11 protein-coding genes are annotated in these 12,263 nt (G+C 62.2%); 4 read left to right on the plus strand and 7 right to left on the minus strand.

The window, feature by feature from the left end; genetic code table 11:
- Window positions 1-143: 143 nt before the first annotated feature.
- Complete coding sequence (locus HHL14_RS31550; RefSeq protein ID WP_169501525.1) at window positions 144-1,298, minus strand: porin; 1,155 nt, start codon at window positions 1,296-1,298, stop codon at window positions 144-146.
- An 842-nt stretch (window positions 1,299-2,140) separates the two neighbouring features.
- Here HHL14_RS31550 and HHL14_RS31555 point away from each other — a divergent pair.
- Both HHL14_RS31555 and HHL14_RS31560 read left to right on the plus strand, forming a co-directional pair.
- Entirely contained in the window at window positions 2,141-2,452 is a 312-nt protein-coding gene (locus tag HHL14_RS31555) for a BON domain-containing protein (protein ID WP_169501526.1), read from the plus strand.
- A 387-nt stretch (window positions 2,453-2,839) separates the two neighbouring features.
- Window positions 2,840-4,024, plus strand: a complete 1,185-nt coding sequence (locus HHL14_RS31560; protein ID WP_230413294.1) for an endo-1,4-beta-xylanase — start codon at window positions 2,840-2,842, stop codon at window positions 4,022-4,024.
- Window positions 4,025-4,153: 129 nt separating this feature from the next.
- Here the strand turns inward: HHL14_RS31560 and HHL14_RS31565 are convergent, their stop codons facing one another.
- From HHL14_RS31565 to HHL14_RS31575, 3 genes are all read right to left on the minus strand, one after another.
- Window positions 4,154-5,719 carry an alpha/beta hydrolase gene (locus HHL14_RS31565; RefSeq protein ID WP_169501527.1) on the minus strand — a complete coding sequence of 522 codons (1,566 nt, stop codon included), beginning with the start codon at window positions 5,717-5,719 and terminating at the stop codon, window positions 4,154-4,156.
- 479 nt (window positions 5,720-6,198) lie between these two features.
- Window positions 6,199-6,414, minus strand: coding sequence for a YMGG-like glycine zipper-containing protein (locus HHL14_RS31570; protein ID WP_169501528.1), 216 nt, complete (start codon window positions 6,412-6,414; stop codon window positions 6,199-6,201).
- An 11-nt stretch (window positions 6,415-6,425) separates the two neighbouring features.
- Entirely contained in the window at window positions 6,426-6,803 is a 378-nt protein-coding gene (locus HHL14_RS31575) for a hypothetical protein (RefSeq protein ID WP_169501529.1), read from the minus strand.
- Between the two features lie 810 nt (window positions 6,804-7,613).
- Between HHL14_RS31575 and HHL14_RS31580 the strand changes: the two genes are divergently transcribed.
- Both HHL14_RS31580 and HHL14_RS31585 read left to right on the plus strand, forming a co-directional pair.
- Window positions 7,614-8,123 carry a helix-turn-helix transcriptional regulator gene (locus tag HHL14_RS31580; protein WP_169501530.1) on the plus strand — a complete coding sequence of 170 codons (510 nt, stop codon included), beginning with the start codon at window positions 7,614-7,616 and terminating at the stop codon, window positions 8,121-8,123.
- 2 nt (window positions 8,124-8,125) lie between these two features.
- Window positions 8,126-9,451: a type II toxin-antitoxin system HipA family toxin gene (locus tag HHL14_RS31585; protein ID WP_169501531.1), complete on the plus strand. Its 1,326-nt coding sequence runs from the start codon at window positions 8,126-8,128 to the stop codon at window positions 9,449-9,451.
- 189 nt (window positions 9,452-9,640) lie between these two features.
- Here the strand turns inward: HHL14_RS31585 and HHL14_RS31590 are convergent, their stop codons facing one another.
- The 3 genes from HHL14_RS31590 to HHL14_RS31600 all read right to left on the minus strand — a co-directional run.
- Complete coding sequence (locus HHL14_RS31590) at window positions 9,641-9,973, minus strand: RcnB family protein (protein WP_169501532.1); 333 nt, start codon at window positions 9,971-9,973, stop codon at window positions 9,641-9,643.
- Between the two features lie 334 nt (window positions 9,974-10,307).
- The gene (gene nhaC / locus HHL14_RS31595; protein WP_169501533.1) at window positions 10,308-11,819 is read right to left on the minus strand and encodes a Na+/H+ antiporter NhaC; all 1,512 of its coding nucleotides are present in this window, start codon (window positions 11,817-11,819) and stop codon (window positions 10,308-10,310) included.
- A 115-nt stretch (window positions 11,820-11,934) separates the two neighbouring features.
- The coding region (locus HHL14_RS31600; protein WP_230413295.1) for an arginine deiminase family protein at window positions 11,935-12,263 on the minus strand (329 nt) is incomplete at its 5' end.

The raw sequence follows: 12,263 nt of genomic DNA on the forward strand, positions 1-12,263 counted from the left end.
GTCCAGTGATGAATTCGAAAAAGAGAAAAGGCAGCCGATGCGACGAGGGTGGAGGAGGCGTCGCACCGGCCTCTCTATGAAAGAGATAGAAGCAGTACTTGATGCAAAGAGATCACTACGATTGCCGGTCAGGCAGGTACAACTCAGAACGTGGTCATGATCCCGGCGAACACACCCGTCTGGCTGTGGCCGTAATCCGGGTTGCCGTTCGACGACGTGCCCGTCGTCGGATCGAAGTTGTTGTTGCCGTACGGACCGTTGCCGAGGTTCAGGTTCGACGTCGAGCTGTTACGCACGTAGCCGGCTTCCGTGTACAGGAACGTGCGCTTCGACAGCGCGTAGGTCGCGGCGAGCGTGAACAGCGTCGCGTTGCCGTTGCCATTGTTCGCGTTCGCGTGATAGACCGCGCCCGTCAGTGCCGTCGCGGCGGTCGCCTGCCACGCCACGCCGAACCATTCGTGGTTCACGCCAGTCGGTGCGCTGACGCCGAGCGGCTGCGATGCGTCGCTCACGTTCATGCTCGCGTTGGTCGCATCGGGCGCGCTCAGGTGCTGATAGCCTGCGTAGAATTTCACCGGGCCGATCACGTAGGTACCGCCCGCGAGAATCGAGCGCGAAGCCGTGTAGACGTTGTTGAACGAGCCGTTGGCGCCGCGCACTTCGTCGTAGATCACGCGGAAGTCGCCGCCGCCCCACGTGTACACACCTTCGACCGCATTGGTACGGCCCTGGCCCGTCGGCACGCCTGCCGAGTTGACCGGCGCCGAGTTCCAGCTCGTGTTGTTGGTCAGCGAATACTGGCCCTTCAGCACGAGGCCGCCGAACAGCACCGGCGAGTTGTACTCCGCGCCGTTGCTGGCGCTCGCCCAGTTACGGCCGCGCACCAGCGTCGAGATTGCGTAACGCTGCATCAGCTGCGGGTCCGTGCCCCAGCTGTCCTGCGACAGTTCGCCGGCGCCGAGGTTACCCATCTTGAACAGACCGTAGTGGTCGTTGGTGAAGCCAACCGTTGCGTGACGGCCGAACAGATTGCCCGCCGATGCGCCGGTCATCGTGTTGAGCTGACCTTCCAGCTGGAAGATCGCCTTCGTGCCGCCGCCGAGATCTTCGGCACCCTGCAAGCCGAACCACGAACAACCCCAGTTACCGCTCTGGGCGGCCCACGCGTGGCCACCCGGAATGCCGGTTTCGAACTGGATGCCGTTGTCGATACGACCGTACAGTGTGACGGTGCTCTGTGCGTGGGCCACCGTTGTGGCAGCCGCCATCACTGACAACGCAATAAGCTTCTTCTTCATTAGCTATCCTATATATATTTGGGCGTCTCCAAGCCGCTCAGGACGCATACGCTCGCGATACGTTCCCCGCTTGTCGAAATGTCCGTTTCACATTTCGAGGCGATTATAGGGACGAGCTTGCGCCGCGCATCGAACTTCCCGCTCAGGGAAAACGATGTTATCGATAACAGTTGCACGACGCTCGAAGCCGAAGTAGCACCCTGCTTCGTGACCATTCCGTGATGGCCATAAGCGTCGCAAGTCCGTTTGAATCCATGCACTGGAAAAGCGCACGCGCATCGCAGGATGCGCATTGCAACGTTTCCGTTGCTGCGAAAACGCGTTGAAAAGCAAGCGCTGAGAGCGATCGATGTTGTGAAGATGCAACGGCTCGCGTCGCCTGCATTGGTGGACGGGGCTTGACGGCAGGCGTTAGCGCTGTCAGCAGGCGCAAAAATTAGCGTCTATGATCAATGCATACGATGCCGGGCAACGAGCCGGGCTCAGCCACAAACCATGCTGAGTACGGGCCTGTCGATGCATCTTGCGAGTTCTCACGCTCGATTCCCCTCGCGCCATCGCGCTACGTGAAGCCCGCCCCGCCGGCTCCCGCTGTTCCCCCGCCACGTCGCGCGCGCGACGTCCCGCTCGAACACACCGCACCAGCAAGCTTGTTTCCGGGCGACGGTGCCCCCGCGCCTCGCCCCGATCGACAAAACCTCGACGCGCAACCGCGAGAACCACCACGCGGACCATCGCAAGAGGATTTTGTCCGACGCACTTCCGGCGCCTCGAGTCGAGTCGAACCGGAGGATTTGCCGACGGCGTTCGCCGGCACACCCTGGCACCTGTAAGGAGGTATCGTGAAAACAGCCCTCGTTTCTACGCTCGCGTTGCTAATGTCAGGCGCAATCGCGCCGGCGGCTTATGCGCAGAGCGATTCGTCGACCACCGACCAGCAACTCGCGCATAGCGTGCGCGTCGCGGAAGCGCGCAGCGGCGTCGGCATGTCGCATGTGTTCGTGTTGGCCCACTCGGGACAGGTCACGCTGGTCGGCTGGGTGCAGCAGCGGGAACATGTCGCGCTGGCCGAACAGAGCGCGATGTCGGTGCCCGGCGTCACTTCGGTTGACAACCGGCTCACCCCCGACGGCGGCTCGTTGGGCTCACATTGAAATCGGACTGAAGCGCCGCGCGGGCGACGCTTGAAGCAAACCGCGCGTGGCAGGGCTTCGGTTCGGTTGTCTCTCTTGTCTCGCCAGTCGGGATCAAATGACTGGCGCTGCGTTTCGCGCAGTGCGTGGCGCGCACGTTCGGCGCGGCCTTCTTTGAAAGCGCTTTCATTTCGTGCCGGGTCGCAGCGGGCAACTCGACGCTCATTCCGCTCATTCCGCTCATTCCGCTCATTCGTCTCCCCTCGTCTTCCTCGTCTCGTCGATGCGTCGGGTGAATCCCTCATGGTGGGTTCAACGGGCACTGCCTAACATCGCGTTGTTACCGGTAACTATAAAAGCCGTTAGAAAAATACTCGAACCGAGATTACGTCGCAAGGAGACTTGAGAATGCGTCCTTTGAGGACTTCGATGCGCCGGCTCGGCGCAGCCGTTGCCGTTTGCGCGCTGACAGGGAGCGCAGGCTGCGCGCACCGCGAGGCAGCCGCCGCTCATGACGGGCCGCCGCTCGCCGCCGCGCCCGCCGAAACGCCACCACCACTGCGCAGCGTGATGGCCGCGCACTTCAAGGTCGGCGCGGCGATCGAGCCGGATTCACTCGACAGTCCCGCCGACGCCGCGCTCATCGCCGCACAGTTTTCGAGCCTCACCGCCGAGAACAAGATGAAGCCCGGCACGATCGGCGTCGCGGAAGGCCAATACAACTTCGAGCCGGCCGACAGGATCGTCGCGTTCGCGCAGGCGCACGGCATCGCGGTGCGCGGCCACACGCTCGTGTGGCACTTCAAGGCCGGCGCCTGGACCGAAGCGCCGGACTGGTTCTTCGCCGGCGATCCGCACGACCCGCGCTATCACGACATCGTCGCGAGGCGGCTCACTCGATATGTCACTGACGTCGTTACACACTTTCGCGGCAAGATCTATGCGTGGGATGTGGTCAACGAAGTGATCAGCGACGACCCGCACCAGCTCTATCGCGAAGACAGCCCGTGGTATCGCGCGCTCGGCAAGGACTACCTCGCGATAGCGTTCCGCGCCGCGCGCGCGGCGGACCCACACGTCAAGCTCTATATCAACGAGTACAACACCGACGATCCGGCCAAGCGCGCGAAGCTGCTCACAGTGATCCGCGATCTGCGCGCCCAGGGTGTGCCGATCGACGGCGTCGGTCATCAGATGCATATCAGCGTGAACTGGCCGCCGCTGCCAAACCTCAAGCAAGCCTTCGACGACGTCGCCGCGCTCGGTCTCGACAATCAGGTGACCGAACTCGACGTGAGCCTCTATACCGATCCGGGCGAATGCTGGAGCAATCCGCATGCGTGTCTGCCGGATCTCGGTCGTCCGGTGCCGAACGATCTGCTGCGCGCGCAGGCCGAGCGTTATCGCGCGGTGTTCGCGCTGTTCGAGCAGGAGCCGAGCATCAAGGCGGTCACGTTCTGGGGCTATTCGGACAAGCACACATGGCTGACGTCGACGCCGGTGCCGCGCACCAATCTGCCGCTGCCGTTCGATGCGAACCTGCAGCCGAAAGCGGCGCTGTGGACGATCGTCGACGCGTCTTATCGGCCGTGAATTTGCGGGGAATCCGCTGACGCCGCAAACAGAATGGCCCGCAGCGGTGTGCGGGCCATTTCGTCGTCTTGCGCTCGCCGACGACATGTATGCACATGCCGCCGGCCGCTTCAGCTCATCGCCGCCGTCTCAAGGCTCGTCCGAGCCGGCCTCTTCGAGCGCATTCAGATTCGTGGCGAAATCGTCAGGCTGGCCCGCGGCGGTTTCATGCGTGCGCGGTGGTGACTTCACGACCGGCGGCGGCATCTTGCCGATGCCTTCGTCGACACGTTGCAGCAGATACGGGAAGAACGGATTCGACGCGATACGGAACATCGAATCGAGCGTCAGTATCAGCGTGCCGCGTTCGCCACGCGGCGCGAGCGTGCCGAGGTTCTCGTTGAAATTTTCCGAGTCGTCCGGCGCGATGCCGTACAACGCGTCGGTGATCGGGAACGGAATCGCGATGTGCGACAACGAGAAAATATCCTGCGGATAGTCGATATCCAACGGCTTGACGCGCGTGAGTACCTCGCCCGCATATACACTGCGCTCGACCATATGACCCGAGTCCGGCGACACGTTCGCGATCACCGTCGTCCGATAGTTCTGCGGACCGATACGCAGCAGCCGCGAGAGTGCGGTATATGACGTCACGCGCAGGAAGGTCCGGAAACGCACGCTGCGGTTCACATCGAACAGCACAACTTCACTGCCGTTCTCAGGCAGCTTGTCGTAGAGCAACGACATCACCGCCGGCGTGCTGACTGTAAAATCCGTCACCGACTGGAACGTCAGAATCGGCGGCAACGTAGCGAGCCGGTTCTCGCGCTCGAGCCTCGCAATCTGATCCTGAACCACACTCGTGAGCAGATACGATTGCCGCGCGCCATTCACCGGGAACGAGTTGTACTTGAACGGATTGAACTCGGGCACGATGCCGAGCCATGCTGCGCGCGCGAATCTCGGCAAGATCGCGGGCAAGCCGGCAAGGCCGGCAAAGCGCGCATAACGCGTGACACCGATCATCGGCGAAATCAGCACGACGCGCGTGGGCGCGGAGAGCGCGGGATTCTCGACGGCGTCCAGCGCGTACTGCAGGGCCAGTGCGCCGCCATTCGAAAAGCCGACCAGTTCGAGCGGCTTGTCCGGACCGATACGTCGACGCGCTTCGCGCACCGCCAGCCGCGTGGCCGCGGTCCACTCCTGCCAGTGGACGTCGGCCAGGCCGCCCGGCACCGTGCCGTGCCCCGGCAGGCGGATGCCGATCGCGACGAAGCCACGATCGCGATAACGGCGCGCGATATGTCGCAAGCTGTACGGCGAGTCGGTCATCCCGTGCAGCAGCACGACCGCGCCGACGGGCGGCCCCGACGGTTCGAGAATGTACGAATGATTCCAGTTCGCGGAGAAATGTCCGGGATAGATCGGCGAGCCTTCGTAATAGCGGTTCGCCGGAATGCGCTCGGACGGACGGATCTTTTCGGTGACATTGACGCGCACGTCTTCGAAAAGCTGGTTTTCCGCCTTGATGTACGTATTCCAGTCGGCGACGTTCATTTCGTCGACGGTCATTTCGTGCGGCACATAGGTGTGCCAGACCGACAGTTCCGGCCCGCGCTGCGAGTACCAGGCGCGCAGCGCGAATGCGAGCACCGCCAGCAGCACCACAACCCATGCACTTATCTTTATTACCTTCAGTGACGTGCGTAGCATTCGTGTTCTCTTGATGAGGGTTGCACCGCGCGTAGGCTGTTCGCCAGGGGTGCGCTCATGCCGTCGTCCGACGGCTTCCGGTCTGGATATCCTAAGGGCTTTTAATCATCCGTTCAAACTCTGTCGCCGGGACGACGCATGAACGGACGATTTGCACGACGAACCGGCGCTGGGCGATGTCGCGAGTGCGACCGGGCAGAGTCGATGCACCGCGCTATCCGGCGTTCGATGAACAGAATACAGCGGGGAGTTTTGCAGGTGGGAAAGGCCTCACGGCATGCCCGGAACGATGCCGAATGTTCGGCGCGGCGGTATCGGTCGGTTATCGGTCGAATGACCGGACGAGCCGCCGGGTCCGATCAGGCACGACCGGGCGCGCTCAGGCGCGATCACATCATCCGCTTCAGCGGCAAAACGGCCGGAGCGCGATGTCTATCCCGCCCCGGCCTGACAGCTTCACGACGAACCACGCTCGCTCATTAACGGCCGCGAATATTGCCGGCCACACCGCCCGCCGCACCGCCGATAATCGCGCCGGTCCACGCATCGCCGCCCGAGATCGCCGCGATGCCCGCGCCGGCGCCCGCGCCGATCGCGGCGCCACTCATCGTTCCTTGCGCCTGCGGGCTCATGTCCGTGCAACCGATCATCGCAGCCAGCGCGCCAATACTGACGATCCACCCAAGTCGTTTCATGATCGCTCTCCTTATTGATTCTTCTTCAGGCCGGGCACGACCATCTGAAACCAGAGGGTCTCGATCACCGGGTGCTGGATCATCGTGGGATTGGACGCGTAATAGCTGTCGAGGCCTTGACGCACGCTGTCGAGCGTCTGGCCCTGCATGCCCTTGCCGAAGCGCTGCGCGATGTCGTTGGTGTTCGACGCATTGCCGGCATAGGCGCGCTCGATGTCGATCACATTCGCGATACCGACGAGATAGGCCTTTTTCGCCTCGTCGGACGACGACATCCATTGCTGCCCCGTGACAATCGGAATGCTTTCCGCGCGCGCGACGTTAGCCGTCATTGCGAGCGACAGGATGCCCAGAGATAACAGCGTTCGCCATTGTGGTTTGATTACCATCACAGACTCCAAGGAAGTTATGTTCTCCAGCGGCTTGCCGCCAACCGCGTCCGGCAGCCTCGATCGGGTTATCTGGAAGAATGGTGCGGGTCTCGTCAAGTCTCCTTTCAGGTTCAGCGATTGGCGTGCTTCGCCGGTTCGGTTCTATCCGTGAATCGAATAGATACTTTGATGACGGAAAGTCTGATGACGGATTGGCATGGCTCAAGCCCGTGATATATAGGCTCAACGATTGGATTCGTGCCGATTTCGCCGCGCCTGACACGCTATGAAGTCTACAGCGTTTTCGGTAATTTCCAAGTCTATTTCCATGCGATGCACGGCCTCTGATTGGAAGTGATTGGCATTTAATTTATTCGCCGTCAATCAATCCTTTTCTGGTAGTAGTGCAAACCAATAGAGAAAATAAATGCGATTTTTCGCGATCGATTTTGGCAGCGGCGGCGACGAAAACCTGGCGTTGCGCCGATTGCATGCGTTATCAGTGCGAACCGGCTCGTTCGGCATATCGACAGTGGCATTCGCAGGTTGCACAGCCGGCGCGGGCGATGCGCCGCGTCACTCATGAGCCGGCTTCGGCCGACTCCGCCTGGTCGCGGCGGGGTGGCTGCGTAGCAGCGAAGGGGGGGATTGGACGCGCTTGACCGTTAGTTGCGTTAGTGATCGCAGCAGCCTTTGCTGCGATGAGTGCCTCGGGTCTCGCTATTTACAGGTTTTGGCTTGTAATCACAAAATACAGAGTATAGACTGTATTGGTCATTTACAGGCTTTAACCTGTTAGCACGTGCTGCCCGGAACCGGAGACCGACCGTGGACTACGCCATCAAAACACTGAGCCAGTTGCGGCCGATCCTGCAAGGCTTCAGGAAATCCGCCGCGCTCACCCAGGCTGCGATGGCCTCGCAACTGGGCGTCACGCAGCAGACTTACGCGCAACTCGAGGCCAATCCGGCCGCCGTCAGTGTCGAACGGCTGTTCAGGGTTCTGCGGATCCTGCAGGTCGATCTGAAGCTCACGCAGGACAGTGCGGCGAATGTCGACACCACCGCGGCAGACTACGCGGCGGTTAGCGCGACTGCCGATCGTGCCGTGTCGGAGGCGTGGGCCACCGTGGGCACGGAGCGTGTCGCCCGTACGCCGCGCAAATCGCCAACCTCGGCGTCAAAGCCGACACGCGCGTCGGCCCCGGCGAAGCGCGCCGCGAAACCGGCCCCGCGCAAAACCGGCGGCAAGCTCGCGGCCACCGCGAATAAAACCAGGCCGACCAAACCAACCAAAGCGCCCCAGGCGGCCGGCGGCAAGAAACGGGAGGAGTGGTAAGCATGGCGCGCGGCACCCTCACCCGTCTGAATCTGTGGATGAACGGCCTGCCGGTCGGCTACTGGGAAACGACGCGCAGCGGCGAGCGTCTGACTTATCTCGACGAATGGATCGACGATCCGCAAGGGCGCCCGTTGTCGTTGTCGCTGCCGTTTACGCCGGGTAATCAGCCGTATCGTGGCCAGATCGTCGCCGACTATTTCGACAACCTGTTGCCCGACAGCGAACCGATCCGGCGCCGCATCGCCACCCGCTACCGAACCGGCGGCACCGCGCCGTTTGCGCTGCTGGCCGCGCTCGGACGCGACTGCGTCGGCGCCTTGCAGATGCTACCGCCGGACGAAACGCCGACCGATCTCACCCGCATCCACGGCCGCGAACTCAGCGACGACGACATCGCCACCCTGCTGCGCGGTACGACATCCGCGGCGCCGCTCGGACAGCATGATCCGCTGGAAGACCTGCGTCTGTCGATCGCCGGCGCGCAGGAAAAGACCGCGTTGCTGCGGCATCGCAATCGCTGGCTGCTGCCCGAAGGCAGCACGCCGACCACGCACATTTTCAAGCTGCCGCTCGGGCTTGTCGGCAATATGCGTGCCGACATGCGCACGTCGGTGGAAAACGAATGGCTTTGCTCGCAAATCGTCGCCGCGTATGGACTGCCGGTCGCGCGCTGCGAAATCGCGCAGTTCGACGAGCAGAAAGTATTGATCGTCGAGCGTTTCGATCGTCGTCCGTCGGCCGATGCAACGTGGATCGTGCGGCTGCCGCAGGAGGACATGTGCCAGGCAACCGGCACGTCGGCGCTGCGCAAATACGAGTCGGACGGCGGCCCCGGCATCGAGGCGATCATGGAGATACTCGCGGGGTCCGCGCGCGCGGCGACGGACCGGCGCAACTTCTTCGCGACGCAGCTCGTGTTCTGGCTGCTCGCTGCAACCGACGGTCACGCGAAAAATTTCAGCATCGCCCACCTGCCGGGCAATCGCTACGAATCCACGCCGCTTTACGACGTGCTATCCGCGCATCCGATCATCGGCAGCGGCGCGGGACGGTTGGCGGCGCAAAAGGTGAAGCTGGCGATGGCGGTGCGCGGCAAGAACGTGCACTACCTGCTCCAGCAGATCCAGCGCCGGCATTGGGTCGCCGAAGGACAACGGGTCGGCTTTTCCGCCGCGGCTGTCGACGTGCTGATCGACGAGTTGAGCGCACGCACGGAAACGGTGATCGATCAGGTGTCGTCGCAATTGCCCGACGGCTTTCCGATGGACGTGGCCGACGCGGTGTTCGACGGCATGCGTCGCCTGAATGGGAAGCTCGCGCGGTAGAACTGCATCGCCATTTAGCCGATGCCACCTTGGCGAATCACGGTCCCGTGCGACACTCGAATACGGGTGCGCGCTTTGCGAATCCGATCGCGGCAATAAATTTGCCCAGGCTCCGGCGCTCACACATGCTTCGCCGGAAAACCTGGGCATCGGAATAAAAACGTCGATCCACGCACTATTCGTTCGACCTCACTGCGTTCCAGCGACGATGTTCGAAATCGTCCAGTTGCTGGTCGACACGAGTACGTAATCGCCATTGACGCCGAGCCATTTATGTCCGCGTGGCGGCGCATTGAGGCCATGACCGCGCCAGTCGTCCATGACGAAATTGTAATGACGGTATTCGGCGGGAACACGCTGGCCTTTATGCCAGTCGCGATGCGGAATCGACGGCATGACCTGCTGACGACCCGGGCCGCCTTCCGCGCCCGGTGGCGGAGGCGGCGGACCCGCCGCGAGCGCGATCACGGATGCGCCGGAAATGGAAAAAGCGATGAGCTGCGCAATGATGCGTTTGTTCATGGATCGAACCTCCCTGCGGTGAAAGAAAAGTCAGGGTCTTCACGTGACGTGATCGTTCAACTACTCGCAATCCAGATCGATGACTCAAAGCATTTTGCAGCCGATAGCTAATATATCGAATGCAATTTACCTAAATCAGGTTAAATTAAATCCAGAAAATTCAGGTATTACTCGAAGTCGTTAAAAGTATAGTAAAAGGATTTTCGACTTCAAGCCGCCAGGCCGACTGGCCGTACGAATTTCACCGCCAGGATTGTTCTGGGTTGCGATTCAAAACGTTCGCGATAGCGCCTGAAACACCAGCCGCCAATCAACGCTATCGCACCACCCGATTTCATTTGTCCGGATCGGACGGCCCGGCATCCGCTGCGCTCACGGCAGATGCCGAAGCATTGCCGGCAGGCGCGGCTCCTGGCGCGACGCGCGGCATGCGCAAACCGGCGTACGCAATCGCGATAGTCAATAGCGGACTCACGAAGCAGAACACCGCGTACGGCGCGTAACTGAGCGTCGACACACCGAGCGTCGCCGCCATGTAGGCACCGCAACTATTCCACGGAATCAGCGCGCCGGTCGGCGTGGCCGAATCGCCGACCGCGCGAGACAGCACCACCGGATCGAATCCGCGCCGCGCGAAGGCGGTCTTGAACATGCGCGCCGGCAGCACGACCGCGATGTACTGATCGGCGGTCACGATATTGGTGGCAACGATCGAGGCCACCAGCGAAGCCACCAGCGCACCGGCGCTCTTCGCCTTTTCGATGACCGGCGTAATCACCCGCTCGAGCACCCCGCACTTCTCGACCACACCACCGAACGCCAGCGCGGTAATGATCAGCCAGATCGTGCTGAGCATGCTTTCCATGCCGCCGCGCGTCACCAGTATGTCGAGCTGGGCATTACCCGTCGACGCCTTGTAGCCGCTCGCGAGCGCAAGCCACACGCCTTTGACAATCGCCAGCCACTCGGGCACGCCCGGTTTCGCGGCGGCAAACGCGATCACCCGCTCGGGCGCGACGCACACGGCAAGCACGCCACCAGCGAGTGCGCCGAGAAAGATCGCGGTGAACGGCGGGACCTTGAACACCGCGAGTACGATGACGAGAATCAGCGGCACGAACAGCCACAACGAGATATGGAACGCACCCTGCATCGCATAGATCTCGGCGCTCGCGTCGAAGTCGCCGGGCCGGCCGACCATATAGAACAGCCCCAGCGCGACGATCATCGAGATCGTCGATGTCAAAAAAACTTCACGCAGATGCCGATACAGGTCGACACCAGCCGCCGCCGCGGCGAGATTGGCCGAATCGGACAGCGGCGAGGATTTGTCGCCGAGATACGCCCCGGAGATGATCGCGCCGGCCGTAATGGCGGGGTTCAGTCCCATGCCGTGCGCGATGCCCATCAGGCCGATGCCGATCGTGCCGGCGACGGTCCATGAACTGCCGATGCTCATCGACACGAAACCGCAGATCGCGGCCGCGGTCACGTAGAAATAATTTGGACTCAGAAGTTTCAGGCCGTAATACACCATGCCGACGAGCGTGCCGCTCAACGCCCACGTGCCGATCAGCGCGCCGACTGCGAACAGAATGAAGATCGCGCCAATGCCGGTGCTGACGCTCGCGACCGCCGCCTCGCCGAGCGAGGCCAGCGTGTGCCCTCGCCGCCAGCCGATGAACACCGCGATCATCGTCGCGATGACGAGGCCCACCTGGTTTGGGCCGCCCGCACCCGCGTCACCAAACAGGTAGTAGGACAGCCCGACCAGTACAACCAGGCTGGCGATCGGAATGATCGCTTCGGTCATCGTGACCGGTTGAGGTGACTCGGGCCTCTTCATTGAACGGATCCCCGTATCGGCGGGCACGGCAGCCGGGTTGCTGTCGCCCGCCCTTTCATTTTAGCGAACGGGCGACGCCTTTCCAGCTATCAGCTGGATCGATTCGCCGGACTGCTTAATAGTCGACCGGATCGCGGATGATCGGGCAGGTCATGCAGTGACCGCCGCCACGCCCACGGCCCAGCTCCGCGCCCACGATCGTGATCACCTCGATCCCCTCCTTACGCAGCAGCGTGTTCGTGTACGTGTTGCGGTCGTAGGCATACACCACACCCGGCGATGCACACACCAGGTTCGCGCCGCTATCCCACTGCGTGCGCTCACGCTGGTAATCCGTGCCCCCCGCCTCCACCACCCGCAGCTTCTTCAGGCCCAGCGCCTCGGCCACCACGTCCGTGAACGGCTTGTTCTCCGCATGCAGCTCAACCCCGCTCGGATGGCTGC

The organism is Paraburkholderia antibiotica, from assembly GCF_012927125.1.
Taxonomy (GTDB): domain Bacteria; phylum Pseudomonadota; class Gammaproteobacteria; order Burkholderiales; family Burkholderiaceae; genus Paraburkholderia; species Paraburkholderia antibiotica.

Coding starts and splice junctions, on each gene's coding strand:
- HHL14_RS31550 (WP_169501525.1), bottom strand. CDS start 1,298: ATGAAGAAGAAGCTTATTGCGTTGTCAGTGATGGCGGCTGCCACAACG.
- HHL14_RS31560 (WP_230413294.1), top strand. CDS start 2,840: ATGCGTCCTTTGAGGACTTCGATGCGCCGGCTCGGCGCAGCCGTTGCC.
- HHL14_RS31565 (WP_169501527.1), bottom strand. CDS start 5,719: ATGCTACGCACGTCACTGAAGGTAATAAAGATAAGTGCATGGGTTGTG.
- HHL14_RS31570 (WP_169501528.1), bottom strand. CDS start 6,414: ATGAAACGACTTGGGTGGATCGTCAGTATTGGCGCGCTGGCTGCGATG.
- HHL14_RS31575 (WP_169501529.1), bottom strand. CDS start 6,803: ATGGTAATCAAACCACAATGGCGAACGCTGTTATCTCTGGGCATCCTG.
- HHL14_RS31585 (WP_169501531.1), top strand. CDS start 8,126: ATGGCGCGCGGCACCCTCACCCGTCTGAATCTGTGGATGAACGGCCTG.
- HHL14_RS31590 (WP_169501532.1), bottom strand. CDS start 9,973: ATGAACAAACGCATCATTGCGCAGCTCATCGCTTTTTCCATTTCCGGC.
- nhaC (WP_169501533.1), bottom strand. CDS start 11,819: ATGAAGAGGCCCGAGTCACCTCAACCGGTCACGATGACCGAAGCGATC.